Origin of the sequence: Micromonospora sp. WMMD998, from assembly GCF_029581235.1 — a bacterium.
Taxonomy (GTDB): Bacteria; Actinomycetota; Actinomycetes; order Mycobacteriales; family Micromonosporaceae; genus Micromonospora.
In genome coordinates this window covers 2283135-2307797 of record NZ_CP120740.1, presented here as the reverse complement: position 1 = coordinate 2307797, position 24663 = coordinate 2283135, and the positions used below count along the sequence as shown (strand labels likewise).

Annotated in this window: 27 protein-coding genes; 4 read left to right on the top strand and 23 right to left on the bottom strand. The window is 73.2% G+C overall.

The window, feature by feature from the left end; translation table 11 throughout:
* The first annotated feature begins 39 nt into the window (after positions 1-39).
* Entirely contained in the window at positions 40-1221 is a 1182-nt protein-coding gene (locus tag O7619_RS11010) for an aminotransferase class V-fold PLP-dependent enzyme (protein ID WP_282287423.1), read from the top strand.
* Here O7619_RS11010 and O7619_RS11005 read toward each other — a convergent pair.
* Positions 1155-1916: a peptidoglycan DD-metalloendopeptidase family protein gene (locus O7619_RS11005; RefSeq protein ID WP_282287422.1), complete on the bottom strand. Its 762-nt coding sequence runs from the start codon at positions 1914-1916 to the stop codon at positions 1155-1157. The genes O7619_RS11010 and O7619_RS11005 overlap by 67 nt on opposite strands.
* A gap of 132 nt (positions 1917-2048) precedes the next feature.
* Between O7619_RS11005 and O7619_RS11000 the strand changes: the two genes are divergently transcribed.
* Together O7619_RS11000 and O7619_RS10995 are read left to right on the top strand one after the other, a co-directional pair.
* On the top strand, positions 2049-2699 hold the full coding sequence (locus tag O7619_RS11000) for an SAM-dependent methyltransferase (protein ID WP_282287421.1): 651 nt from the start codon (positions 2049-2051) through the stop codon (positions 2697-2699).
* A 5-nt stretch (positions 2700-2704) separates the two neighbouring features.
* Complete coding sequence (locus tag O7619_RS10995; protein WP_282288765.1) at positions 2705-3802, top strand: sulfite oxidase; 1098 nt, start codon at positions 2705-2707, stop codon at positions 3800-3802.
* 33 nt (positions 3803-3835) lie between these two features.
* Here the strand turns inward: O7619_RS10995 and O7619_RS10990 are convergent, their stop codons facing one another.
* The 12 genes from O7619_RS10990 to proS form a co-directional block, all read right to left on the bottom strand.
* Positions 3836-4159, bottom strand: coding sequence for a DUF2469 domain-containing protein (locus O7619_RS10990; protein WP_007075222.1), 324 nt, complete (start codon positions 4157-4159; stop codon positions 3836-3838).
* The gene (locus tag O7619_RS10985; RefSeq protein ID WP_282287420.1) at positions 4156-5019 is read right to left on the bottom strand and encodes a ribonuclease HII; all 864 of its coding nucleotides are present in this window, start codon (positions 5017-5019) and stop codon (positions 4156-4158) included. Before O7619_RS10985 ends, O7619_RS10990 begins: the two co-directional genes overlap by 4 nt.
* Positions 5013-5480 (bottom strand): NUDIX domain-containing protein, encoded by a 468-nt coding sequence (locus tag O7619_RS10980; RefSeq protein WP_282287419.1) that lies wholly within the window; start codon positions 5478-5480, stop codon positions 5013-5015. Before O7619_RS10980 ends, O7619_RS10985 begins: the two co-directional genes overlap by 7 nt.
* A gap of 37 nt (positions 5481-5517) precedes the next feature.
* A complete protein-coding gene (gene lepB, locus O7619_RS10975; protein WP_282287417.1) occupies positions 5518-6150 on the bottom strand; it encodes a signal peptidase I in 633 nt (210 codons plus the stop codon).
* Positions 6147-7028: a signal peptidase I gene (lepB, locus tag O7619_RS10970; RefSeq protein ID WP_282287415.1), complete on the bottom strand. Its 882-nt coding sequence runs from the start codon at positions 7026-7028 to the stop codon at positions 6147-6149. Before lepB (O7619_RS10970) ends, lepB (O7619_RS10975) begins: the two co-directional genes overlap by 4 nt.
* Positions 7029-7198: 170 nt before the next feature.
* Positions 7199-7558 (bottom strand): 50S ribosomal protein L19, encoded by a 360-nt coding sequence (gene rplS, locus O7619_RS10965; protein WP_282288763.1) that lies wholly within the window; start codon positions 7556-7558, stop codon positions 7199-7201.
* A 143-nt stretch (positions 7559-7701) separates the two neighbouring features.
* A complete protein-coding gene (gene trmD / locus O7619_RS10960; protein ID WP_282287413.1) occupies positions 7702-8490 on the bottom strand; it encodes a tRNA (guanosine(37)-N1)-methyltransferase TrmD in 789 nt (262 codons plus the stop codon).
* Positions 8491-8503: 13 nt separating this feature from the next.
* Positions 8504-9043 (bottom strand): ribosome maturation factor RimM, encoded by a 540-nt coding sequence (rimM, locus tag O7619_RS10955; RefSeq protein WP_282287412.1) that lies wholly within the window; start codon positions 9041-9043, stop codon positions 8504-8506.
* Positions 9043-9303 carry an RNA-binding protein gene (locus O7619_RS10950; protein WP_176308690.1) on the bottom strand — a complete coding sequence of 87 codons (261 nt, stop codon included), beginning with the start codon at positions 9301-9303 and terminating at the stop codon, positions 9043-9045. Before O7619_RS10950 ends, rimM begins: the two co-directional genes overlap by 1 nt.
* A complete protein-coding gene (gene rpsP / locus O7619_RS10945; RefSeq protein ID WP_282287411.1) occupies positions 9278-9769 on the bottom strand; it encodes a 30S ribosomal protein S16 in 492 nt (163 codons plus the stop codon). Before rpsP ends, O7619_RS10950 begins: the two co-directional genes overlap by 26 nt.
* A gap of 242 nt (positions 9770-10011) precedes the next feature.
* Entirely contained in the window at positions 10012-10659 is a 648-nt protein-coding gene (locus O7619_RS10940; RefSeq protein ID WP_282287410.1) for a DUF402 domain-containing protein, read from the bottom strand.
* 75 nt (positions 10660-10734) lie between these two features.
* On the bottom strand, positions 10735-12141 hold the full coding sequence (proS, locus tag O7619_RS10935; RefSeq protein ID WP_282287409.1) for a proline--tRNA ligase: 1407 nt from the start codon (positions 12139-12141) through the stop codon (positions 10735-10737).
* A gap of 91 nt (positions 12142-12232) precedes the next feature.
* Between proS and O7619_RS10930 the strand changes: the two genes are divergently transcribed.
* Positions 12233-12808, top strand: a complete 576-nt coding sequence (locus tag O7619_RS10930; protein ID WP_282287408.1) for a TetR family transcriptional regulator — start codon at positions 12233-12235, stop codon at positions 12806-12808.
* 151 nt (positions 12809-12959) lie between these two features.
* On the opposite strand, the gene O7619_RS10925 is transcribed toward O7619_RS10930, so the two are convergent.
* The 10 genes from O7619_RS10925 to ftsY form a co-directional block, all read right to left on the bottom strand.
* A complete protein-coding gene (locus O7619_RS10925; protein WP_282287407.1) occupies positions 12960-14039 on the bottom strand; it encodes an amidohydrolase family protein in 1080 nt (359 codons plus the stop codon).
* Between the two features lie 18 nt (positions 14040-14057).
* The gene (locus tag O7619_RS10920; protein ID WP_282287406.1) at positions 14058-14639 is read right to left on the bottom strand and encodes a Uma2 family endonuclease; all 582 of its coding nucleotides are present in this window, start codon (positions 14637-14639) and stop codon (positions 14058-14060) included.
* Between the two features lie 70 nt (positions 14640-14709).
* Positions 14710-16263, bottom strand: coding sequence for a signal recognition particle protein (gene ffh, locus O7619_RS10915; RefSeq protein ID WP_282287404.1), 1554 nt, complete (start codon positions 16261-16263; stop codon positions 14710-14712).
* 108 nt (positions 16264-16371) lie between these two features.
* The gene (locus tag O7619_RS10910) at positions 16372-17028 is read right to left on the bottom strand and encodes a response regulator transcription factor (protein ID WP_282287403.1); all 657 of its coding nucleotides are present in this window, start codon (positions 17026-17028) and stop codon (positions 16372-16374) included.
* Positions 17025-18158, bottom strand: coding sequence for a sensor histidine kinase (locus O7619_RS10905; protein WP_282287401.1), 1134 nt, complete (start codon positions 18156-18158; stop codon positions 17025-17027). The genes O7619_RS10910 and O7619_RS10905 overlap by 4 nt, the downstream gene beginning before the upstream one ends.
* Before the next feature lie 192 nt (positions 18159-18350).
* A complete protein-coding gene (locus tag O7619_RS10900; protein ID WP_282287399.1) occupies positions 18351-20648 on the bottom strand; it encodes a [protein-PII] uridylyltransferase in 2298 nt (765 codons plus the stop codon).
* 59 nt (positions 20649-20707) lie between these two features.
* Positions 20708-21046 carry a P-II family nitrogen regulator gene (locus tag O7619_RS10895; RefSeq protein WP_174537509.1) on the bottom strand — a complete coding sequence of 113 codons (339 nt, stop codon included), beginning with the start codon at positions 21044-21046 and terminating at the stop codon, positions 20708-20710.
* Positions 21047-21071: 25 nt separating this feature from the next.
* Complete coding sequence (locus tag O7619_RS10890) at positions 21072-22430, bottom strand: ammonium transporter (RefSeq protein ID WP_282287397.1); 1359 nt, start codon at positions 22428-22430, stop codon at positions 21072-21074.
* A 166-nt stretch (positions 22431-22596) separates the two neighbouring features.
* Positions 22597-23460 (bottom strand): aminoglycoside phosphotransferase family protein, encoded by an 864-nt coding sequence (locus O7619_RS10885; protein WP_282287395.1) that lies wholly within the window; start codon positions 23458-23460, stop codon positions 22597-22599.
* Positions 23461-23468: 8 nt separating this feature from the next.
* Positions 23469-24650 (bottom strand): signal recognition particle-docking protein FtsY, encoded by a 1182-nt coding sequence (ftsY, locus tag O7619_RS10880; protein ID WP_282287394.1) that lies wholly within the window; start codon positions 24648-24650, stop codon positions 23469-23471.
* Between the last annotated feature and the right edge of the window lie 13 nt (positions 24651-24663).

Below are 24663 nucleotides of genomic sequence, written 5' to 3'. Positions count from 1 at the left end.
GCGGCGAGGCGATGATCCACGGCGGGCTAGGATCGACGGATGACGGTGCCGCAGCCGCCCGAGCCGATCCCCGGGGCTCGGCTGCTCTTCTCCCTCGACCCGTCCGTCAGCCATCTCAACCACGGCTCGTTCGGCGCCGTGCCGATCGCCGTGCAACGCGCCCAGCAGCGCCTGCGCGACGAGATGGAGGCCAATCCGCTGCGGTTCTTCAGCGCGGGCCTGGTCGACCGGATCAGCCACGCCCGGCGGCACCTGGCCACCTTCCTCGGCGCCGACCCGGACGGCACCGCCCTGGTCGGCAACGTAACCGCCGGTGCGGCCGTGGTCCTTCAGTCGCTCGCGCTACGCCCCGGTGACGAGGTGCTGACCACCGACCACGGGTACGGTGCGGTCGCCCTGTCGGTGGCGCGGGAGTGCGAGCGGACCGGGGCGGTCTCCCGGACCCTGCCGGTGCCGTTGACCGCCACCGACGAGGAGGTGGTCGAGATAGTCCGGGCCGGGCTGCGCCCCGGGCGGACCCGACTGCTGATCGTCGACCAGCTCACCTCGCCGACCGCCCGGCTGTTCCCGGCGGCTGCGCTCGCCGCGGTGGCGCGGGAGCGGGGCGTGCCGGTGCTTGTGGACGCGGCGCACGCGCCCGGCATGTTGCCGACCACGGTGGCGTCGGTCGGCGCCGACTTCTGGGTCGGCAATCTGCACAAGTGGGCGTACGCGCCGCGCGGCACCGCCGCGCTCGTGGTGGCGGAGCCGTGGCGGGAACGGATCCAGCCGCTCGTCGTCTCGTGGGAGCAGGGCAGCGGGTTTCCCACCCGGGTGGAGTGGCAGGCCACTCTCGACTACACCGGTTGGCTGGCCGCCCCGGTCGGTCTGTTCACGCTGCGTAGCCTCGGTGTGGACCGGGTCCGGGCGCACAACGCGGCGCTTGCCGCGTACGGGCAACGGGTCGTCGGGGACGCGCTGGGGGTGGCGCCGGAGCGGTTGCTCGCGCCCGGCGGACCGGCGGTCGCCATGCGGCTCGTGCCGTTGCCGCCGGGCGTCGCGACGACGCTGGACGCCGCCCGGTCGTTGCGGGCCGAGATCGCGGCCCGACTCGGCGCGGAGGTGTCGGTCGCCGGCTGGAACGGGCGCGGCTATCTGCGGCTGTGTGGCCAGGTCTACAACAGTCCCGAGGAGTACGACCGGCTGGCGGCGCGGCTGCCCGCGTTGCTCGCCCAGGGTTGAGCCCGGTCGTCCGGGTCGAGTGGCAGCAGGCGGGCGCGGCCCAGCCCGAGCAGGCTGAGCGGGTCCAGATAGTCGTCGCCGCGCCGCAGCCCCCAGTGCAGGCACGCCACGACGGGGCAGCCGGGGTGCCCGGTGAGCAGGTCACCGACCGGGGTGCCGGCGTCGATCCGGTCACCGGCCGCGAGCCGGGACCGGACCGGTTCGTAGGTGGTCCGCAGCCCGTCGCCGTGCCCGACGGTGACCACCGGCCGTCCGGCGACCGGGCCGGCGAAGAGGACCGTTCCGCCGCCCGCGGCGTGCACCGCGGCGCCCGGCTCGGCCGCCAGGTCCACGCCCCGGTGCCCGGGCAGCCAGGGTTCCGGTGGCGGGTCGAACCGCCGGGCCAGCCGGGGCGGGCCGGGCAGCGGCCACCGGAAGCGCGCCGCGTTCGTAGCCGGGGGCAACGCGGCCGACGGCACCGGGCCTGCCGGCGGCGGCAACGCCGCGGACGGGACCGGAGCTGCCGACGGCGGCGCTCCCACGGCCGACGCCGGAACCGCGGGCAGCGACGACGCGGACGACGCCGGAACTGCGGGCGGCGACGACGCCGGACCCGCGGACAGCGCCGGACCGGCCGGGGACGCGACGGGTTCGGCCGGCAGGCCCGGCACGAGGAGCAGGAGCAGCAGCAGGGCCGGGCCGGGCGGAAACCTCATGCCGCGCACTCTGCCCGGCCGGCCGGACGCGAGGCCACCGGCCGGGATCGACGCTGTGGACAGACACCGGGTTGTGGACAGCCCCCGAAATCGGGGCGGATGCGCTATGGCCGGGCCGCCTATGCTGGCCGCGTGACAAAGGACTGGTTGGACTGGCATCGCGACTACGACCAGCCCGACTCCGCGTTGTCCCGACGGCTCGACGAGGTGCGGCAGCGGATCGTCGAGGCGCTTGACGCGGCGCCGTCCGGCCCGCTGCGCGCGGTCAGCCTCTGCGCCGGTCAGGGCCGCGACCTGATCCCGGTGCTCGCCGCGCACCCGCGCGGCGGTGACGTGACCGCCCGGTTGGTCGAGTTGGACCCGCGCAACGCCGACCTGGCCCGCCGGGCCGCCGCGGACGCCGGGCTGACCGGCGTGGAGGTGGTGACGGGTGACGCGGCGGTGACCGACAGGTACGCCGACCTGACGCCGGCGGATCTGGTGCTGGTCTGCGGCGTCTTCGGCAACATCGACGACGACGGCATCCGCTCGACGGTGCGGCACTGCGCGTCGCTCTGCGCCACCGGCGGCACCGTGCTGTGGACCCGGCACCGCCGGGAGCCGGACCTGGTGCCCACCATCTGCGCCTGGTTCGCCGAGGAGGGCTTCGTCCCGGTGGTGGTGAGCAGCCCGGCCGACGGCGTGGGCGTCGGGGCGCACCGCTTCACCGGCACGCCCCGACCGCTGGCGCGCGGCGCGCGGATGTTCGAGTTCGTGGGTTACGACGAGTTGGAGCGGCGTTGACCACCGTGGACGACGTCAGCCGGCCCGGCCGGGTCGCCGGGCCGGACGAGGCGATCAGCGCCGAGGAGCTTCAGCTCGCCGCGCGCAACCACGGCATCCCGCTGGAGGCGCTGCGCTACGACGTGACCCCGGCGGGCCTGCACTATCTGCTCATCCACTACGACATCCCGGACGCCGACGACGACGCGCACACGCTTACCGTGTCCGGGGCGGTGGAGCGTCCGCTCCGGGTGGACCTGGCGGCGCTGCGGGCGCGTCCCCGGGTCACCCACCAGGTCACGCTTGAGTGCGCCGGCAACGGGCGGGCGTTGCTGCATCCGCGCCCGGTCAGCCAGCCCTGGCTGGTGGAGGCGGTGGGTAACGCCGAGTGGACGGGCACCCCGCTGGCCCCGCTGCTGCGGGACGCCGGCCTGGCTGACGACGCGGTGGACGTGGTCTTCACCGGCGCCGACCACGGGGTGGAGCGCGGCGTCGAGCAGGACTACCAGCGGGCGTTGCCGGTGGCCGACGCGCTGCGCGCGGAGGTGTTGCTGGCGTACGAGATGAACGGCGCTCCGCTGCTGCCGCAGCACGGTGCCCCGCTGCGGCTGATCGTGCCGGGCTGGTACGGCATGGCGCACGTCAAGTGGCTGCGCGACATCCGGGTGACGACCGCGCCCTTCGAGGGCTACCAGAACGCGGTGGCCTACCGGCTGCGGGCCGACGCCGACGACCCGGGTGTGCCGGTGACCCGGATCGAGCCGCGCGCGCTCGTGCGTCCGCCCGGCTTTCCCGATTTCATGTCCCGTACCCGGGTGGTGCGGGCGGGCCGGTGCACGGTGGACGGTCGGGCCTGGTCGGGGCACGGGCCGGTGACGTCGGTGGAGGTGACGTTCGACGGCGGCGACACGTGGGTGGCGGCGACCCTGGACGAGCCCACCGGTGGTGGGTGGGCGTGGCGCCGGTGGTCGGTGGACTGGGCGGCGACGCCGGGGCGCCACGTGCTGGGGGCCCGGGCGACGGACGCCTCGGGGCGGACGCAGCCGGTGGAGCAGCCGTGGAACCGGGGCGGGTTCGCGAACAACCTGGTGCAGCGCGTCACAGTGGTGGTGCCGGCGGACTGAGCCGCGCTCAGCCGCCAAAGCGGACAGCCGTGCTCAGCCGCCGAAGCCGGAATCTGCGGGAAGCGAGATGTCGGGCTTTTCGAGTTCTTCCACATTGACGTCCTTGAACGTCATTACTCGGACGTTCTTGACGAAACGGGCGGGACGGTACATGTCCCACACCCAGGCGTCATGCATCTCGACCTCGAAGTAGACCTCGCCGTCGGAGTTGCGGACGTGCAGGTCCACCTGGTTGGCCAGGTAGAAACGGCGCTCGGTCTCCACCACGTAGGAGAACTGGCGGACAATGTCGCGGTACTCCCGGTAGAGCTGCAGCTCCATCTCGGTCTCGTACTTCTCGAGATCTTCCGCGCTCATCGCACTCCGCCTTCCATGACCACATCTTCCCCCACCGACACCGGAGGTCGCGGCTGGTCGCCCAACGCCACGCCGACGGTACCCCCTGACGGGCCGGAGTGCTCCATCGGCTCGTCCGGACGCCCGGTGGACGCCCCGGCCACCGCCGTGCCGGCCACCGCCGTGCCGGGCTCCGGCGAGGCCGGTCGACGGGCACGGGGAGGTCGTCCGTCCCGCCCGGAGACGGCCGCCACGTTCACGTACGAGAAGCGGTGTTCCCGGCACGGCCCCAGCTCGCGCAGCGCGGCGCTGTGCTCGGCGGTGATGTAGCCCTTGTGCTCGGCGAAACCGTAGCCGGGGAACCGCCCGTCCAGGTCCACCATGATCCGGTCCCGGGTGACCTTGGCGAGCACGCTCGCCGCCGCGACGCAGGCGGCCACCCGGTCGCCCTTCCAGACCGCCAGCCCCGGCACGTCGAGCCCGTCGACGCCGAAGCCGTCGGTCAACACGTAGTCCGGGCGGGTGGCGAGCGAGGCGAGCGCACGGCGCATCGCGGCGAGATTGCACACGTGCAGACCCCGGGCGTCGACCTCCTCGGCCGGAATGATCACCACCGCGTACGCCAGGGCCCGCGCCACCACCTCCTGGTAGACCCGCTCCCGGGCTGCGGGGGTGAGCAGCTTCGAGTCGGCCAGCTCGTCGATCTCGCCGCGTCGCCCCTCGGGCAGCACCGCGGCGGCGGCCACCAACGGCCCCGCGCACGCTCCCCGGCCGGCCTCGTCTGCGCCCGCCACGTGCCGGAAGCCCCGTCGTTGCAGGGCCCGCTCCAGCGCGTAGAGCCCGCCGTCGCGGCGCACCACCGTGCGCGGCGGGGTCAGCATCCGCCGCTCCCGGCCAGCACGCGACCGAGCCGGTCGGGCAGGTCGGTCGGGTAGTACCGCTCGGCCGTGGCGGCCAACTCGGCCACCGCCCACCAGCGGTGCCCGTGCACGCTCGCCCGCTCGATCTCGTCGAAGCCTGCGGTGTCGACCTCCCACCCGGGCACCCGGACGAGGTAGAACTCCTGCTCCTGGCGGTACCACACGCCGTCGAACGGGAAATCGATCGTCTCGGACCAGACCGGCGCGCCCAACTCGGCCGGGGCCAGCCGCAGGCCGGTCTCCTCGGCCAGCTCACGCGCCGCGCCTTCGGCCGGGGACTCCCCCGGGTGGAGCCCACCGCCGGGGGTGAACCAGTAGCGGTGCCCCGGTCGGCCCGGATCACTGCCGTCGAACAGCAGCACCCGGCCGGACCCGTCGACAAGCAGCACCCGGGCCGCGCGACGTGGGGTGTAGACGGTCACCGCACCAGCCTGCCAGACGCCGGGGACGACCGCCGCCTCAGGGATTGGGGATCCCGTCGAACTGCTCGGGCACGGTCAGCCAGGTGGCCCGGTCGAACGGCCAGAAGATGGTGAAGGCCCGGCCGACGACCTCGCCCTCCGGGATGGTCGCCTCGGTGATGTCCTCGCCGGACTGCTGCCAGTGCTCCAGCGAGTCGCCGGAGGCCTCCCGGTGGTCGCCCATCACCCACAGCCGACCCTCCGGCACCGTGATGTCGAAGTCCTGGTCGGCCACCTTGTTTCCGGGGTAGACGAACGGTTCGTCGATCGGCTTGCCGTTGATGATCAGCCGTTCCTGCCCGCCGTCGCGGTCGCAGCAGACGACGTGGTCGCCGCCGACACCGATCACCCGCTTGATGAAGTCCTCGCCGTCGGGGTTGCCGCTCCACTCGGTGGGCGCCTTGAAGACGATCACCTCGCCGCGGTGCGGCGAACGGAAATCGTAGACCAGCTTGTTGACCAGCACCCGATCGTCGATCTTGAGGGTGTTCTCCATGGACGGCGACGGGATGAAGAAGGTCTGCAGCACGAAGGCGCGAACCAGCACTGCGACCAGGATCGCCACACCGAGGAGGATGGGCAGCTCCTTCCAGAAGGAGCTGCGCGGCTTTTCGGTCTGCTCGTCAATCACGGGAGGAGCCTACGTCGCCGGGTACGGCGCAGTCGCCCCGAACCCGCGAGAACGGCGAGCGTGGCCGTGACCGGAACGATGAGCACGACTCCGCCCACCGGGTCGGGGTCGGCCGGGGCCGGGCGGGCCGCCGCGGCGTCCGGACGGGGCAGACCCGCGAACGTCTCCGGTACGGGAAGGCTGGTCCACCGCTGCGACGGCCACACGATCATGAAGGCCCGGCCGATGACGTTGTCGATCGGCACCGGGCCCTGGCACCGGGCGTCCTGCGACACCAGCCGGTGGTCGCCCATCACGAAGATCTGCCCCGGCGGCACCACCACCTCGGTGAACTGCCGGGAGCGGCACTCCTTCGGGTTGGGCGGAAGGTCGAGCGGGGAGTTCTCGGAGACGTACGCCTGCTCGTCCAGCGGCACGCCGTTGACCACGACCCGGCCGTCGTCGCAGCACCAGACCTTGTCGCCGGGCACACCGATGACGCGCTTGATGAAGTCCTTCTCGCCGGGGCGGCTGACGCCGACCAGGTCACCGAGGGTGCGGCCGATCCTGCCGGTGAGGTTCGTCGGCGGGGCCGGCGCCTCCTGGGCGACCCAGCGGTCGGTGCCCCGGAACACCACGACCTCGCCCCGGATCGGGTCACGCATGTCGTAGACGACCTTGTTGACCAACACGCGGTCGCCGATGAGCAGCGTGTTCTCCATCGACCCGGAGGGAATGAAGAATGCCTGAAGCAGGAACGTGCGGATCAGCACCGCCAGGCAGAACGCCACGATCAGCAGCAGCGGCAACTCCTGCCAGAGCGGCATCTGCCGGCGGGAGCGCCGGGGCCGTCGACGCCAGGGATCGACGGTGCCGTCCTCGTCAAGCATCTGCACCATGCCACTCTCCGGTCCGCGGAAACGACACTACCGCCCGGGAGTCTCCTCGCGGAGACCCCACGGGCGGCAGTGGATCGCTTCGTGCCGTCCGGCTGCGCCCGTACCGACCAGGGTAATGCGATCTGGTCGATACGACATCCGCGCAGCTCGGGCGGCGTGGCGAACGTTCGTCAGTTCGCCGGCTGCTTCTCCCGCAGCTCCTTGATCTTGGCCTTCTTGCCACGCAGCTCGCGCAGGTAGTAGAGCTTGGCGCGCCGCACGTCGCCACGGGTCACGATCTCGATGCGGTCGATGCCGGGGCTGTTCAGCGGGTAGGTCCGCTCCACGCCGACGCCGAAGCTGATCTTGCGGACCGTGAAGGTCTCGCGCAGGCCGTCACCCTGGCGACGGATCACGACGCCCTGGAAGATCTGGACCCGGGACCGGCTGCCCTCGACGACCCGCGCGTGCACCTTGACGGTGTCACCGGCGCGGAAGTCGGGCAGGTCGGCACGCTTCGACTGGGCGTCAAGGGCGTCCAGGATGTTCATCGCGGTGTCCTCGTGCGGCTCACGGCGCATCGTCAGTCGATGCGCGAACGGGTGATTCTGACCCCCGGGTGACGGCCGGCGACGCCGACCCCGGTCGAGGGTCCTCGCAGCCGCCCACGGCGTGGACAGATGCGGCAACCCCTCTACTCTGCCACACGCTCCGGTGGCACCGGAAACCCACCCCGGTCCAGGGCGGCCCGGTCCCGCCGGTCGAGGCTCTCCGACGGCAGCGCGGCGACCAGGTCGGGGCGGCGGGCCGCCGTACGCCCCAGCGCCTCGTCGCGCCGCCAGCGGGCGATCCGGGCGTGGTCGCCGGAGCGGAGCACCTCGGGCACGTCGAGCCCGCGCCACGTCGCCGGCTTGGTGAAGAGCGGGGCCTCCAGCAGCCCGTGGGCGTGCGACTCCTCGTCCAGCGAGCCGGCGTTGCCGAGCACCCCGGGCAGCAGCCGGGTGACCGCCTCCAGGATGACGAGCACCGCCACCTCGCCGCCGAAGAGCACGTAGTCGCCGAGCGAGACCTCGGTCACCGGCATCCGGGTCGCCGCGTGGTCGAGCACCCGCTGGTCGATGCCCTCGTACCGGCCGCAGGCGAAGAGCAGGTGCGACTCCGCGGCCAGCTCGTGCGCCATGGCCTGGGTGAACGGGACACCGGCCGGCGACGGCACGAGCAACCGGGGCAGCGTGTGCCCGTCCGGGCTCAGCTCGTCGGGCGCCAGCGCGTCGAGCGCCTCACCCCACGGCTCCGGCCGCATGACCATGCCCGGGCCACCCCCGTAGGGCGTGTCGTCGACCGTGCGGTGCACGTCGTGGGTCCAGGTCCGCAGATCGTGTACGGCCAGCCGCAGCGTGCCGTTCGCACGGGCCTTGCCGATCAGCGACAGGTCGAGCGGGGCGAAGTAGTCCGGGAAGATCGACACGATGTCGACGCGCATGCGGTGGCTCCAGCTACAGGTCGAGCAGACCGCCGGGCGGGTCGACGACGACGCGACCGCCGGCGAGATCCACCTCGGGCACGATCGCCTTGACGAACGGGATGAGCGCGGTGCGCCCCTCGGGACGCCGCACCACAAGCAGCTCGGAGGCGGGAGCGTGGTCGATGCGGTCCACCTCACCGAGCCGCTCACCGTCCGGGGTGACCACGGCGAGCCCGACCAACTGGTGGTCGTGGAACTCCTCCGGGTCGTCCGGCGCGTCGACGTCGGCGCTGTCCACCCCGACAAGCGTGTTGCGCAGCGCCTCGGCGACGTCCCGGCCGGCCACGCCGACGAACGCGACGAGCAGCCGGCCCTGGTGCCAGCGCGCCGACTCCACGGTCAGCTCCGGCGGCACCCGCCAGGCGCCCGGCTCGGCCGGAACCGCCCCCGGCTCGGTGACCAGCACCGAACCGGGGGCGAAGCGCGCTTCGGGCTCATCGGTCCGCACCTCCACGGTGACCTCACCGCGGATGCCGTGCGGCTTGCCGATCCGGCCGACGACGAGAAGCATCAGTACGAGTCGACGATGTCGACGCGCACCCCACGCCCACCGATGGAGCCGATCACCTGGCGCAGTGCCTTGGCGGTCCGGCCGGACCGTCCGATCACCGTGCCGAGATCCTCCGGGTGCACGCGGACCTCGAGCCGCTTGCCCCGACGGGAATCGACCATCCGCACCCGGACGTCGTCCGGGTGGTCGACGATCCCCTTGACCAGGTGCTCCAGGGCGGGACGCAGTGGCATGTCAGGCCTGCTCACCGGACTCGGCACCGGTCTGCTCGGCGGCCTTCGGCTCCTCGGTCTTCGGCGCCTCGGCCTCCGCCTTCGGGGCCTCTGCCTTCGGGGCCTCCGCCTTGGCGGCCTTCTTGGCCGGCTTGGCGGGGGTCTCCGCCACGCCGGCGGCGGCCTTCGCCTCGGCCTCGTACGCCGCCTTGCGGTCGGCCCGCTCCGCGGCGACCTTCAGCGGCGGCGGCGCCGGCAGGCCCTTGAACTTCTGCCAGTCACCGGTCAGCTCCAGCAGGCGCTGCACGGCCTCGCTCGGCTGAGCGCCGACGGACAGCCAGTACTGGACCCGCTCCGACCTGACCTCGATCACCGAAGGGTCTTCCTTCGGCTGGTACACACCGACGAACTCGATCGCGCGACCGTCACGCTTGGTGCGCGAGTCGGCGACGACGATGCGGTACTGCGGGTTGCGGATCTTGCCCATCCGCAGGAGCCGGATCTTTACGGCCACAGTTGTTTCGCTCCTGTTGCGATCTCACCGGCCCGTACGGGCGGTGTGGCGGGTGAGCGCCGACCGGCACAGTGGGGTTTGGGCCGGAGACTGCTCGGTGAACTGGCGACGCGCCCGGGTTAGAGGGCGCCGGACGCGCGCCGGATACCAGCGGTCCATTCTGCCAGATCCGCGCCGGAACGCTCACACCGGACCCGGCGCGTACGCCCCGGACGGGCCGGGCGGTGACGAAGGACACGTGTTCAGCGCACCGGCGGGCGGTCCCAGCCGGGCGGCAGCCCGTCCGGAATGTCCCATTCTGGAGGTGGGGCGAAGTCACGCCACGTCCCGTCGAACGGGAACGCGGCCGACTCCGCGAGCCGGATCACCCGCTCCCCCTCGGCCCGGACCGCCTTCTCGTCGGTCACCCAGTAGTGCTCCGGAAAGGCGAGCCGTTCGGCGAACTCGTCCTCGTCCTTCCACTGCCAGGTCAGGTCCGGGTGCACCACCACGTCGAGGTCCTGGTCCACGATGTCGACGCCGGCCACCGTGCCGTCGTCCCAGCGGACACCGGGCTCCTCCAGGTTGACGTACCAGTTCTGGAACCGACCCCGCTCGTCGGTGAACCACCACACCGAGTGGGCGGCGCCCGTGGGCAGGAACTTCAGCACCGACGGCCCGTTCCACGTGTCGCGCTTCAGCGCGTACGACGAGGTGATCCACTCGGTGAACGGCACCGCACGCATGCCCAGCCCGGCGGCGGTCACCTCGTACGCCACCGGCGCGTTCCGCGCCACCCAGAGCAGCAGCCCACGATCGTCGTCGCAGACCACACGGGCCGACCGGACCCACCCGATCCGCCCGTGCCGCACGTTGCGGTGCAGGACCAGCCGACCGGGTTCGAAGCGCACGCTCACCATCCCTCACTTGTTAAGCGGGGGCCCCGCCTCTACCGAATGCGTTAAGCGGGGGCCCCTCCTTGCATCTCAGTAGGCGCGGGCGAGGATGGCCACGAGGTTGGGCTCGTCCTCGGTGTCCGGGACCGAGCCGTCGGCGCGCAGCAGGCAACGGACCGTCACGCCCTGCGCGTTCGCCTCGGCCTCACCGGGCACGCCGACCGCCGACCAGGGCACCATCGCCCAACCGGTGGCGGTCGCCTCGATCGCCTCGGCGAGCGTCGACACCTCGACGGTGCGGGACCGGCGGAACTCCAGCGCCTGGTCGTGCAGCGCCCGCTGGTCGGCCTCCAGCGCGGCGAGCACCGCGCCGACCACGTCGGCCAGCGGCGTGGCGGCCTTCGATCCGTCCGTACGCCGGACCACCACCGCGTTGCCGGCGGCCAGGTCGCGGGGGCCGACCTCGACGCGCACCGGGTAGCCGCGCAACTCCGCGTCGACGGCGCGGCGGCCGAACGCGGTGTCGGTCCGGTCGTCGAGCGCCACCCGCACCCCGGCGTCGCGCAGCGCGTCGGAGAGCTTTTTCGCCGCCTCGCCGACACCGTCGCCGGCCTTCACGATCATCACGTACGCCTGGACCGGCGCCAGCTTCGGCGGCACCCGCAGCCCGTTGTCGTCGCCGTGGCACATGATCAGCCCGCCGAGCATCCGGGTCGAGGTGCCCCAGGAGGTGGTCCACGCGTGCTCCCGGCCGCCCTCGGCCGAGGAGTAGCTGATGTCGAACGCCTTGGCGAAGTTCTGGCCCAGCTCGTGGCTGGTGCCCAACTGGAGCGCCTTGCCGTCGCCCATCATGCCCTCGCACGTGTAGGTGGCGGTGGCGCCGGCGAAGCGCTCCCGGGCGGTCTTCAGGCCGACCACCACCGGGATGCCGAGCACGTTGACCATCAGGTCCTCGTACGCCTCGTGCAGGATCCGCCGGGCGTAGGCGCGGGCGTCGTCCCGGGTGGCGTGGGCGGTGTGCCCCTCCTGCCAGAGGAACTCGCTGGTGCGCAGGAAGATCCGCGGACGCAGCTCCCACCGGACCACGTTCGCCCACTGGTTGAGCAGCAGCGGCAGGTCCCGGTAGGAGTCGATCCACTTGGCCATGAACTCGCCGATCACCGTCTCGCTGGTGGGGCGGACCACGACCGGCTCGGCGAGCTGCTTGCCACCACCGTGGGTGACCACGGCCAGCTCCGGCGAGAAGCCCTCGACGTGCTCGGCCTCGCGCTTGAGGTAGCTCTCCGGGATGAAGAGCGGAAAGTATGCGTTCTCCGCGCCGGCCGCCTTGATCCGGGCGTCCATCTCGGCCTGCATCCGCTCCCAGATGGCGTAGCCGGCCGGTCGGATGACCATGGTGCCCCGAACCGGGCCGTTGTCGGCCAGCTTCGCCTTGGCGATCAGATCCTGGTACCAGCGGGGAAAGTCCTCCGCACGGGGAGTGAGCACGCGCGCCATGACCGCACATCCTATGCGCCGCGCGGGCCGCCGCTGCGCCGGGGAGCCGGCCCCCGCCGTGTCGCGCCGGCGGCCGTAGACTTCGACGGCGATGGGTGAGGCGCGGGACGCGATCGTCGAGGCCGCCCGGGCGCAGGCCGTGGCCGGTGGCTGGGACGGCGTCCGGATGGGCGCGGTGGCCGAGGCGGCCGGGGTGAGCCGGCAGACGGTCTACAACGAGTTCGGCACCAAGGCGGGCCTGGCCGAGGCGCTCGCCCGGCACGAGGTGGACCGGTTCGTCGGTGAGGTCCGCACCGCGTTGGACGAGCACGGCACCGACGTGCGGGCGGCAGCGTACGCGGCGATCGGCCGCACGCTCGCCTCGGCGGCCGACAATCCGCTGATCAAGGCGATCCTGACCAGCGCGCGGGGCGGTTCGGACGCGTTGCTGCCCTATCTGACCACCCGGTCCGAGATGGTGCTCGCCGAGTCGACCACGGCGCTGCTGGAGTGGGCGGGGCGGCACCTGCCCGACGCCGACCCGGCGGCCCTGGCGTTCGCCGCCGACAGCATCGTCCGGCTGGTGGTGAGTCACATCGTGCTGCCATCGGCCCCGGCGGACGAGACCGCCACCCACCTCGCCGACCTGGCCGTGCACCTCTTCCACACTGCCGCCACCCCCCACTGACCCCACCCCCACCCCCACCCCACGCACCCCACCCCCGCCCCCACCCTGATTCACGGAAAGCGCGGCTATCCGGGGCGGGGAAGGCACTCTTTCCGTGAATCAGCGGCCTGCGGCGGGGCGGGGGGGCGGGGCGGGGGGGGGGGCGGGGCGGTCAGCGGATCACCTGGCCGCGCAGGATGATGCGGGTGGGTGCGGTGACCACGCGCAGGTCGCGGCGCGGGTCCTCGGGATAGACCACCAGGTCGGCGAGGCCGCCCTCGACCAGGCCGGGGAAGCCGAGCCACTCCCGGGCCCGCCAGGAGGCGGCGGCCAGCACGTCCTCGGCGGACATCCCGGCCTGCTCGTGCAGCAGCAGCATCTCCTGGGCCGCGAGCCCGTGGTCGATGCCGCCGCCCGCGTCGGTGCCGACGTAGATCGGCACACCCGCCTCGTGGGCGGCGCGGACCACCTCGGGGAAGCGGTCGCGCAGGGCGATCATGTGGTCGGCGTACCCGGGGAACTTGGCCCGGGCCTGGTCCGCGATGTGGCCGAAGGTCCGGATGTTGATCATGGTGGGGACCAGCGCGGTGCCCTGCCGGGCCATCAGGTCGATCAGGTCGAGGCTCAGGCCGGTGCCGTGCTCCACCGAGTCCACCCCGGCCCGGACCATCGTCGCCACCGCCGACTCGGAGAACGTGTGCACCGCGGCGCGTACCCCGGCGGCGTGCGCGGCGGCGACCGCCGCGGTCATGGTGTCGGCGTCCCAGGCCGGCGCGAGGTCGCCCACGCCCCGGTCGATCCAGTCGCCGACCAGCTTGACCCAGCCGTTGCCGGCGGCGGCCTGCGCCGCCACGGTCGCCGCCACCTCGGCGGCGTCGACCTCCACGCCGATGTCGCGCAGGTAGCGCTTGGGCGGCGCGACGTGCCGGCCGGCGCGGGCCAGTCGCGGCAGTCCCGGCTCGTCCTCCAACTCGGGGTACGGGTACGGCGAGCCGGCGTCGCGGATGGCCAGCACGCCGGCGTCCCGGTCGATGCGGGCCAACTCCCGGGCCTGGTCGAGCGAGGTGATCGGGGCGCCGCCCCGGGCTATGCCGATGTGGCAGTGCGCGTCGGTCAGGCCGGGCAGCACGAAGCCGCCGTCGGCCACCGTCTCGGCGCCCGGCACCGGGTCGAAGGTGACCCGGTCGCCGACCAGCCAGGCGTCCCGGACCTCGTCGTCGGGGAGGAACACACCGCGCACATGCAGAGCCATGTGCACAGTCCTACCCGATCACCCGTCCTCGCCGGCCAGCAGGTCGTTGCGGCGCGCCGTCAGCGCCGGCAGGTCGACCGAGACCTTCCACGGCCGCTCGGTGACGAACAGGTCCTCGGTGTGGGTCACCTGCTCGTACTCGCGGGTGCCGCCGCCGAGCGTGTATTCGGTGAGCGCGATCCGCTCCTGCTGCGGGTCCACCACCCAGTAGGACTGGACACCGGCGCGGGCGTAGACCTTCGCCTTGTCGTAGAGGTCGCGGAAGTGCGACGTCGGGGAGACGACCTCCACCGCGAGCAGCGTGTCCTCGATCGGGACCGGCGAGCGGCCGGCGTGCTTGCGCCGGATCACCACCACGTCCGGGCGCGGCTCGTTGCGGCGGTCGACCCGCATGGACAGGTCGATGGTCACCAGAAACTCCGGCGGGCAGTTGGTGCGCAGCGCGAGCAGCAGTTCGACGCAGATTTCCTGGTGCAGGGCAGTGGGGGACGGCACGATCAACCTTCCGTTGATCAGTTCGTACGGAAGGTCCTTGGGCAGGTCGCCCAGGTCGTCAACCGTCCACTCGTGCCGCTCCGGCAGGATCGGGGCCGCGGTCATTGACATCTCCTTCCAGGGGGCTACGTCACCCTAAGAGAGGATGACATCGCCCACCGTCACCGACACGCCGTCAGCGCGGGCCCTTGTCGCCACCCTTGCCGAGCTTGTTGAAGTCGATCTTCGGCAGCTTGAAGCCGGGCGGCAGGCCCTGGCCTCCGGCCAGGTCGCCCGGGTCCAGGCCCGGCGGGAGCTGCGGCATGCCGCCGGGGAAGCCGCCCGCCGCGCCGGCCCCGGTACGCGGCCGGTTGCCGCCCTTCGTGCCCTTGCGCTTGTTCTTCGGCGACTTGGTCGCCTTGCGCCGGCCGCCGCCGGGCAGGCCCATCATGCCGCCCATCTGCTTCATCATCTTCTGCGCGTCGGCGAAGCGGTTGAGCAGTTGGTTGACGTCCATCACGGTGACGCCGGAGCCGTTGGCGATGCGGGCCCGCCGCGACCCGTTGATGATCTTAGGGTTGGTGCGCTCGGTCGGGGTCATCGACCTGATGATCGCGGTGACCCGGTCGAAGTGCTTGTCGTCCAGCTCGGCGATCTGGTCCTTCATCTGCCCCATGCCGGGCATCATGGCCAGCACGTTGGCGATCGGGCCCATCCGCCGGACCGCGATGAGCTGATCGAGGAAGTCCTCAAGCGTGAAGGTCTCCCCGCCCATCAGCTTGGCGGTCATCTTCTCCTTCTGATCGGAGTCGAAGGCCGCCTCGGCCTGCTCGATCAGCGTGAGGACGTCGCCCATGCCGAGGATCCGGCTGGCCATCCGGTCGGGGTGGAAGACGTCGAAGTCCTCCAGCTTCTCGCCGGTGGACGCGAACAGGATCGGCTGGCCGGTGACCTCCCGGACCGACAGCGCCGCGCCACCGCGGGCGTCACCGTCGAGCTTGGAGAGGACCACGCCGGTGATGCCGACGCCGTCGCGGAACGCCTCGGCGGTGCGGACCGCGTCCTGGCCGACCATCGCGTCGATGACGAAGATGACCTCGTCGGGCTGGACCGCGTCGCGGATGTCCGCGGCCTGCCGCATCATCTCGGCGTCGATGCCGAGCCGGCCGGCGGTGTCCACGATGACGATGTCGCGGGCGGCCCGGCGGGCGTGCTCGATCGAGTCGCGGGCGACCTGCACCGGGTCACCGACGCCGTTGCCGGGCGCCGGGGCGTACACCTCGACCCCGGCCCGGCCCCCGAGCACCTGGAGCTGCCCGACGGCGTTGGGGCGCTGGAGGTCGGCGGCGACAAGCAGCGGCTGGTGCCCCTGCCCCTTGAGGAAGCGGGCCAGCTTGCCGGCGAGGGTCGTCTTGCCGGAACCCTGGAGGCCGGCCAGCATGATCACCGTCGGCGGGTTCTTGGCGAACTGGAGCCGCCGGCCCTCGCCACCGAGGACGTTGATCAGCTCCTCGTTGACGATCTTGACGATCTGCTGGGCCGGGTTGAGCGCCTGGGAGACCTCGGACCCGCGGGCCCGCTCCTTCACCGCCGCGATGAAGCCCTTGACCACCGGCAGGGCGACGTCGGCCTCCAGCAGCGCCATCCGGATCTCGCGCGCGGTGGCGTCGATGTCGGCGTCGGTGAGCCGGCCCTTGCCACGGAGCTTGGTGAAGATCCCGGACAGGCGGTCACTCAAGGTGTCAAACACGCGAACATCCCGTTTGTCGTCATCGGCGGGCACAGCGGCCGGGCCGGCTGTCCAGCCCACCGTTAGGGTAGCCCGCCGCCTCCCGCGCCGCTCCGACCCGGCCGGCTGTCAGGACCCGACCAGGCCCGACTGGTACGCGAAGACCACGAGCTGGGCCCGGTCCCGCGCGCCCAGCTTGACCATGGCCCGGCTGACGTGGGTACGCGCGGTCGCCGGACTGACCACCAGCCGGTCGGCGATCTCGGCGTTGCTCAGCCCCTCCCCCACCAACGCCACCACCTCACGTTCCCGGTCGGTGAGCGTGCCGAGCCGGGGATGCGGGCGCGGCACCCGGGCCGGCCGGGTGGCGAACTCCCGGACCACCCGGCGGGTCACCGACGGGGACAGCAGCGCCTCCCCCTCGGCGACCAGGCGGATCGCCCGCAGCAGCTCGACCGGGCTGGTGTCCTTGGTGAGGAAGCCGCTCGCCCCGTGCCGGAGCGCGTCGAAGACGTACTCGTCCAGCTCGAACGTGGTCAGCACCACCACCCGGGTGCCGGCCAGCGCCGGATCGCCGACGATGCGGCGGGTCGCCTCGATGCCGTCCACGCCGGGCATCCGCACGTCCATCAGCACCACGTCCGGGCGTTCCCGGCGGGCCACCGCCACGGCGGCCAGCCCGTCCGCGGCCTCCCCGACGACGGTCAGGTCGTCCTCGCTGTCCACCAGCGCCCGCAGCCCGATCCGGACCAGGTCCTGGTCGTCGGCGAGCAGCACCCGGATCATGTGGCCTCCCGCGTGGGCAACGTGGCGTACACCCGGAAGCCGGCGGGCGGGGCCGGCCCGGCGCTGAACGTACCGCCGAGCGCGGTGACCCGCTCGCGCATGCCGGCCAGGCCGGAGCCGGTGCGCCGGTCCGGCCCGGTGGCCCGGCCCCGGCCGGTGTCGGTGATCTCCACGGTCAGCTCGCCCGGCGCGTACCCGACGCGGACCGTGGCGGTGGCCGGCCCGGCGTGCCGCAGCACGTTCGTCAGCGCCTCCTGCGCCACCCGGTAGGCGGCCAGGTCCACCGCCAGCGGCAGCGGGCGCGGCTCCCCGGTCGTCTCGACGGTGACCGGCACCCCGGCGCCGGCCAGCCGCTCGCGCAGGTGCGGGAGCTGGCCCAGCCCCGGCGCCGGCGCGCGCTCGTCGGCGGGCTCCTCGCGGCGGACCACTGTCAGTGTGACCCGCAGCTCGTCCAGCGCCTCCTTGCTGGTCCGGCTGATCGCGGTGAGCGCCGCCTCGGCCTGCTCGGGCCGGCGGGCCAGCAGGTGCAGCGCCACCTCGGCCTGGAGGTGGATCGCGGCGAGCCCGTGACCCACCACGTCGTGCACCTCCCGGGCCACCCGCAGCCGCTCCGCGTCGGCCAGCCGCCGGGCCTCGTCGGTCCGGTTCCGGGCGGCGGCCTCCCGGCTCAGCCGCACGGTGACCCCGACCGCGAACGGCACCACCACCCAGGCGGCCACCGGCATCAGACCGACCGGGCCGGGCGGGCGCACGCCGACGAGAGCGTGCGCCAGCAGCGCCGCCAGCACGACCGCGCCGGCCACCGTCGCGACCCGCACCGGCCGGTGCGCGGCCACCGTGTAGACCGCGACGAAGCACGACAGCAGGATCGGCCCGTACGGTTGGCCGAGCATCAGGTACGCGGTGGTCGCGGCGGCGACCACGGCCAGGGCGGGCAGCGGCCACCGCCGGCGCACCGTCACCGCGAGCGCCGCCACCACGACCGGCGGGTAGGCGGCGGGACCGGTGTGGACGCCCTGGTTGAAGCCGGCCGGCGCGGTGCCGGCCAGCCCGATCGCCAGCAGGGCCAAGCCGAGCAGTCCGTCGAGGAACCACCGCTGCCGGTCACCGCGCCCGTGATCCACGTCCACGCCCCCGTCCCGGCCAGCCGACGTCCCGCCGCGTCCACCCTGGCAGGTTCCTGCCCCCGAGGGTCCCGCTCCCGGGTGCCCGGCGCGTCGGCCCGGCGACGGTTCCCGGCGTACGTCAGCGGGCGTACAGCACGCCGCGGAGGTTAAGCGGGGGCCCCGCCTCTAGCGGAGGCGTTAACCGGGGGCCCCGCCTTACACCGCGGCGAGGACGGCGGCCTCGACGCGGGCGCGTTGCTCGTCGGGGGGCCAGCCGCCGATCAGGTAGAAGGCGTCGACCACGTCGCCGCCCAGGGTGGAGATGCGGGCGGCGCGCACCTGGGCGCCGGCCTCGTCGAGCGCGCACGCCACCCGGTAGAGCAGGCCGGCCGCGTCGGCGGCGCGCAACTCCAGCAGCACGGCGTCGGTGGCCGCCTCCCGGTGCCACACGACGCGGGGCGCGGCGCCCCGACCCCGGGCCGCGAGCGCCCGGCCGCGCAGCCGTTGGATGACCGAGACGTCGCCGGCGACCGCGCGGCGCAGGTCGGCGCTGAGCGCGATCGGGTCCGGGGCCAGCCCGTAGCGCGGCTGCACCCGGCACTCGACCAGGGCCCGCCCGTCCACCGTGGCGGCGTCCGCGGAGATCACCTCCAGCCGGTGCAGCGCCAGGCACCCGGCCACCGTGGCGAGCAGCCCGCGCCGGTCGGCGGCGGCCACCGACACCCGGTCCTCCCCCAGGTGTACGACCGGCAGCGGCCCGGCGACGAGCGCCGGGTCGGGGGCCGGCGGGGCGGGCACCACGCCGGTGTCGAGCGTGGTGCGCACCCGGGACACCAGCTCGGCGACCAGCCGCCCCTTCCACCCCGACCAGGCGGCCGGGCCGGTGGCGGCGGCGTCCGCCTGGACCAGGGCGTGCAGCAGTTCCAGGGTGGTGGTGTCGCCGACCCGCTCGGCGACACCGGCGACCGTCTTCGGGTCGGACAGGTCCCGCCGGGTGGCCACGTCGGGCAGCAGCAGGTGCAGCCGGACCAGCGCGCCGATCAGCGCGACCTCGGCCGGCGGCAGCCCGATCCGCCCGGCCACCGCCTCGGCCAGCGGGGCCCCGACGGTCGAGTGGTCGCCGGGCAGTCCCTTGCCGATGTCGTGCAGGAACGCGCCGAGCAGCAGCAGGTCCGGTCGTTCCACGTCCCGGGTGTGCCGGCTCGCCTCGTACGCGGTCTGCACCAGGTGCCGGTCCAGGGTGAACCGGTGCACCGGGTTGTGCTGGGGCAGGCTGCGCAGCCGAGTCCACTCGGGCAGCCAGCCGTCGATCAGCCCGTACCTGTCGCAGGTCTCCCAGGCCGGCACCAGGCCGGGACCGGCGCCGAGCAGGGTGATCAGCGCGGCCCGGGCGGCCGGAGGCCAGGGCGCGGGCAGCGGCGGGCAGTAGGCGGCCAGCCACTCGCAGGTGGCGCGCGCGATGGGCAGCCGGGTGGTGGCCGCCGCGGCGGCCACCCGCAGCGACAGGCTCGGGTCGGGTCGGGCCCCGATCGCGGTGCGGGCGAGCACCAGCTCGCCGTCCTGCTCGACGACGTCGCGGGCGACCGGGCGACGCAACGGCCGGCCGGGGGCGGCGCGGTGCCGGCCGGAGCGGATCCGGTCGGCGGCCCGCCAGGCGTCGTCGAGGGCGTGGCGGACCGTGCGGGCGTCCCCGGCCACCCGTCGCAGCAGCACGTCCCCCTCGGCCGGCGGGGCGGCGTCACCGGGAACGGCACCGTTGCCGCCCGGCCCGGCGTCGGACACGGCGAACGGGGGTTGTCGCAGCCCGAGCAGGGCGGCCACGCCGTCGCGTTCCTGGGCGACCAGCCGGTCGACCCGGCGGCCGACCTGCTGGTGCAGGGCGTCGCGGGTGTCCAGCAGGCGCCGGTGCGCGGCGTACACGGCCGGGCGGAGCGCGTCGGTGACGCCCGCGGTGGCGATGGCCCGCAGGATGCCGACGTCGCGCAGCCCGCCGGCCGCCTCCTTGAGGTCGCCCTCCAGCAGGAAGGCCAGCTCCCCGTGAGCCTCCCAGCGGGCCGTGGTGATCTCGCGGAGCCCGGGTAGCTGGCGGATCGCGGTGCGCCGCCAGTGGTCGGTGGCGGTGCGGGCGAGCTGGCCGGTCAGGGCCGGGTCGCCGGCCACGTGCCGCGCGTCGAGCAGGCCCAGCGCGACCTTCACGTCGTCCTGGGCCACCGACAGCGCCTCGGCGACGGTCCGCACCGAGTGGTCCAGCCGCAACCCGGCGTCCCAGATCGGATACCAGAGCGAGGCGGCCAGCTCGTCGATGCCGGGCACCCCGGCGTGCAGCAGCACCAGGTCGAGGTCACCGTAGGGGGCGCACTCGCGGCGGCCCAGCCCGCCCACCGCGACAAGCGCCACGCCGGGCCGGCCCGGGAAGATCCGACGCAGCCAGGCGTCGAGCGCGTCGGCCCGGGCGGACCGGGCCGCCTGGCCGATGCCCCCCGGGACGCCGGCGACCTCGTTGACCACGGACACGCCGCCCCCTCCGGGGCCGGTTGCCGTGGTCAACGAGGTCACGTCGGCGGATTCCGTACTCAGAGGGCGTCGAGCCCGCGCTCGCCGGTACGCACCCGGACGACCTCCTCGACGCCCGTCACCCAGACCTTGCCGTCGCCGATCTTGCCGGTCCGGGCGGCGCCGACGATGGCGTCGACGATCTTGTCCACGTCGATCTCGTCGGTGAGCACCTCGACCCGGATCTTGGGCAGGAACTCCACCGTGTACTCGGCGCCCCGATAGACCTCGGTGTGCCCCTTCTGCCGGCCGTAGCCCTGAACCTCGCTGACGGTCAGCCCGGCCACGCCGAGCGCGTGCAGGGCCTCCTTCACCGCGTCCAACTGGTACGGCTTGATGACCGCGGTCACCAGCTTCATGTCCAACCCCTCCATCCCTGGAACGTTAACCGGCGACCTTTTCGCTGACCGGCGCGGACTCGTCCGCCTCGTCGGCGGACTCCGAGGCCGGCTTGGTGCCGCCGATCCCGGCCATGGCGAACGCGCCACCGGCGCTGCTGCCCGTGGTGGGCGACATGTCGTAGCCGCTCTCCGCGTGCTCCGCGACGTCGATGCCCTCCACCTCGGCCTCGGCGGAGACCCGGAAGCCGATCGTCTTGTCGATCACGAAGCCGAGGGCGTACGCGATCACGAAGGAGTAGACGGTCACGATCAGCGCGCCCAGGAACTGCTTGCCGAGCAGCGAGGCGTTGCCGCCGACGAGCAGGCCGTCGGAGGTCACCAGCTCGCTCACCGAGGCGGTGCCGAACAGGCCGATCCAGAGGCAGCCGATCCAGCCACCGACGAAGTGCACGCCGACCACGTCGAGCGAGTCGTCGTAGCCGAGCCGGTACTTCAGCCCGACCGCGACGGCGCAGACCGCGCCGGCCACCAGACCCAGCAGCACCGAGGCGGCGGGAGTGATGAACGCACAGGCCGGGGTGATCGCGACCAGGCCGGCGACGGCGCCGGACGAGGCGCCCACCAGGGTCGGCTTACGGTCCCGCAGCCACTCCACCACGATCCAGCCGAGGAGCGCGCCGGCGGTGGCGACCTGGGTGTTGACGAAGGCCAACGCGGTGACCCCGTCGGCGGTCAGCTCCGAGCCGGCGTTGAAGCCGAACCAGCCGAACCAGAGCAGACCGGCGCCGAGCGCGACGAGCGGCACGTTGTGCGGCTTCATGCTCTCCCGTGGCCAGCCGACCCGCCGGCCGAGCACGAGCACCAGCGCCAGCGCGGCGGCACCCGCGTTGATGTGCACCGCGGTCCCACCGGCGAAGTCCAGCGCGCCGATGTCGCCGCCGATCAGCCCGCCGCCCCAGACCATGTGGGCGACCGGGAAGTAGACCAGGGTGGCCCAGCCGAAGGCGAACAGCAGCCAGCCGGCGAACTTCGCCCGGTCGGACAGCGCCCCGCTGATCAGGGCCACGGTGATGACGGCGAACATCATCTGGAAGGTGATGAAGACGTAGAGCGGGATACCGGTCTCGCCCCACAGGTCGCTCTCGCCGACAAACGTCTTGGTGCCCAGGTATTGGCCGAGGTCACCCCAGAACTTGCCGCCCTCGCCGAAGGCGACGGTGAAGCCGTAGAACAACCACAGGATGCTGATGAGCCCGATGGACGAGAAGCTCATCATCATCATGTTCAGAACGCCCTTGGACCGGTTCAGGCCGCCGTAGAACAGCGCGAGACCGGGGGTCATGAGCAGCACGAGCGCAGTTGAAACAAGCAGCCAGGCAGTGTTCCCGGTATCGATCTCCACGCTGCCTCCTCTCGGTGTCGAATTCCTCCCTCCGACTGAGTCCTGGCAGCATCGCCCGTCAGCCGGTTGCGCGGAAGCTTGGTCGGCCGCTGTTTCCGGCACCGACACCGCTCGATTTCCGACACGTGACGGGTTGTTTCCGGCGTGTGAAGAAGGTGGATCTTGCTCAGCGCAGCGCGTACTCGAGGTGGTGACGCTCGTAGTCGAGCAGGCGCAGGTCCCGGATCGGCCGGCGGAGGTGGCCCTTGTGCACGATCCGGACGAACGCCGGCTCACCCGCGGCGGCCATCCGCCGGATGCCCTCGACGTGGTCGACGATGCGCTTGCGGATGGTGCGGATGAGCCGGTGCCGGTCCCGCGGGATCAACCCGTAGGCGTCGGCGAACAGGCGCAGCCGGCGCGGCCGGTCGGGATGTTTCCAGCCGAGCGTGATCGAGTCCCGGTCGGAGAAGATCGGCACCCAGGTCCACGCCGCGTACGCCACGTCGTAGATCCGGGCGCCGGGTGAGGCGAGGTCGAAGTCGATCAGCCCGAGCGTGCCGTCGGGCCGCCAGATCACGTTGTGCGGCGCGGCGTCGTGGTGGCAGATGACCTCGGTGTCCGGCGGGGGCGGCCCGAACGAGCGCCAGACCGCGCCGGGCGGCGGCGTGAAGCCGTACTGGGCGTCGTGGAACATCCGCAGCATGGTGGCCACGGTGACCAGGGCCTCGTCGGTCACCCAGTGCGGGGCGAGCGGATATTCCCCGCACTCCCCTTCGAGGTAGGACAGGACCTCCCGGTTGCGCTCGTCCATGCCGAGCGCGCGCGGGGCGCCGGTGAAGCCGACATATTCCAGATGGCGCAACAGGGCGTGCACCGAGGGCGTCCACGGGCCGGCGTTGCGCCGGACCGTGTCGCCCACCCGCACCACGGTGCTGACGTTCCCGCCGTGCAGCGGGATCTCCTGCGAAGTCACGTACGGTCTCCCGAGGCGCGGCGCCGGGTGGTCGGGGTCGCGCCACCCCGCGTAGGCGCGATCGTCGTTCGTCACGGGAGAGGCTACGCGTCCCGGCCGAGCGGCTCGGTCCCGAGCAGCGCGTCGACGAACTGCGCCGGGTCGAACGGGGCCAGGTCGTCCTTGCCCTCGCCGAGGCCGACCAGCTTCACCGGGATGCCGAGCTTGCGCTGCACGGCGATCACGATGCCGCCCTTGGCCGTCCCGTCGAGCTTGGTCAGCACCACGCCGGTGACGTTCACCGCCTCGGTGAAGACCCGTGCCTGCTCCAAGCCGTTCTGGCCGGTGGTGGCGTCGAGCACCAGCAGCGTCTCGTCGATCGGGCCGTGCTTCTCCACCACCCGCTTGACCTTGCCCAGCTCGTCCATCAGGCCGACCTTGTTCTGGAGCCGGCCGGCGGTGTCGATGAGCACGGTGTCGACGCCCGTGTCGATGCCGCGCCGGACCGCGTCGAACGCGACGCTCGCCGGGTCGGCGGCCTCCGGCCCGCGCACCGTCTCCGCGCCCACCCGGCCGCCCCACGTCTCCAGTTGGTCGGCGGCGGCGGCCCGGAACGTGTCCGCCGCGCCGAGCAGCACGCTCCGGCCGTCCGCGACCAGCACCCGGGCGATCTTGCCGCAGGTGGTGGTCTTGCCGGCGCCGTTGACGCCGACCACGAGCACCACGGCCGGGACGCCCTCGGTCGGGGTGGTCCGCAGCGACCGGTCCAGGCTCGGGTCGAGCGCGTTGACCAGCTCGGTGGCGAGCAGCGTCCGCAGCTCGTCGCCGGTGCGGGTGCCGAGCACCCGGGTCCGCTCCCGCAGCCGGTCGACGATCTCCCGGGTGGAGTCGATGCCGACGTCGGCGGTGATCAGGCTGTCCTCGATCTCCTCCCAGGTGTCCTCGTCGAGCCGGTCCCGGCTGAGCAGGCCGAGCAGGCCCTTGCCGAAGGCGTTCTGGGAGCGGGACAGCCGGGAGCGCAGCCGGACCAGGCGGCCGGCGGTGGGCTCGGGCACCTCGATCGGGGGGGCCTCGACCGGCGGCGCCTCGACCACCACGCCGGTGCTCAGGTCCGCCTCCGGGGCCTCCACCGGCGGGCCGGCCAGATCCTCCTCGGTGCGGGTGTCGACCTCCGTGCGCGGCAGCGGCGGCTGCGGGCGCCGGCGCAGCCGGGGCACCACGAGGCTCAGGCCGCCGATGATGAGCACGCCGAGCAGGGCGAGAGCGACGAGGAGGTATTCCTTCATGCCCGAAATCCTG

What these genes read in the sequence shown, in the direction of transcription:
- O7619_RS11010 (WP_282287423.1), top strand. Translation starts at nt 40, where the DNA reads ATGACGGTGCCGCAGCCGCCCGAGCCGATCCCCGGGGCTCGGCTGCTC.
- O7619_RS11005 (WP_282287422.1), bottom strand. Translation starts at nt 1,916, where the DNA reads ATGAGGTTTCCGCCCGGCCCGGCCCTGCTGCTGCTCCTGCTCCTCGTG.
- O7619_RS10990 (WP_007075222.1), bottom strand. Translation starts at nt 4,159, where the DNA reads ATGAGCGCGGAAGATCTCGAGAAGTACGAGACCGAGATGGAGCTGCAG.
- O7619_RS10985 (WP_282287420.1), bottom strand. Translation starts at nt 5,019, where the DNA reads ATGCTGACCCCGCCGCGCACGGTGGTGCGCCGCGACGGCGGGCTCTAC.
- lepB (WP_282287415.1), bottom strand. Translation starts at nt 7,028, where the DNA reads ATGGTGCAGATGCTTGACGAGGACGGCACCGTCGATCCCTGGCGTCGA.
- rplS (WP_282288763.1), bottom strand. Translation starts at nt 7,558, where the DNA reads ATGAACATCCTGGACGCCCTTGACGCCCAGTCGAAGCGTGCCGACCTG.
- trmD (WP_282287413.1), bottom strand. Translation starts at nt 8,490, where the DNA reads ATGCGCGTCGACATCGTGTCGATCTTCCCGGACTACTTCGCCCCGCTC.
- rimM (WP_282287412.1), bottom strand. Translation starts at nt 9,043, where the DNA reads ATGCTTCTCGTCGTCGGCCGGATCGGCAAGCCGCACGGCATCCGCGGT.
- proS (WP_282287409.1), bottom strand. Translation starts at nt 12,141, where the DNA reads ATGGCGCGCGTGCTCACTCCCCGTGCGGAGGACTTTCCCCGCTGGTAC.
- O7619_RS10930 (WP_282287408.1), top strand. Translation starts at nt 12,233, where the DNA reads ATGGGTGAGGCGCGGGACGCGATCGTCGAGGCCGCCCGGGCGCAGGCC.
- O7619_RS10925 (WP_282287407.1), bottom strand. Translation starts at nt 14,039, where the DNA reads ATGGCTCTGCATGTGCGCGGTGTGTTCCTCCCCGACGACGAGGTCCGG.
- O7619_RS10920 (WP_282287406.1), bottom strand. Translation starts at nt 14,639, where the DNA reads ATGACCGCGGCCCCGATCCTGCCGGAGCGGCACGAGTGGACGGTTGAC.
- O7619_RS10910 (WP_282287403.1), bottom strand. Translation starts at nt 17,028, where the DNA reads ATGATCCGGGTGCTGCTCGCCGACGACCAGGACCTGGTCCGGATCGGG.
- O7619_RS10895 (WP_174537509.1), bottom strand. Translation starts at nt 21,046, where the DNA reads ATGAAGCTGGTGACCGCGGTCATCAAGCCGTACCAGTTGGACGCGGTG.
- ftsY (WP_282287394.1), bottom strand. Translation starts at nt 24,650, where the DNA reads ATGAAGGAATACCTCCTCGTCGCTCTCGCCCTGCTCGGCGTGCTCATC.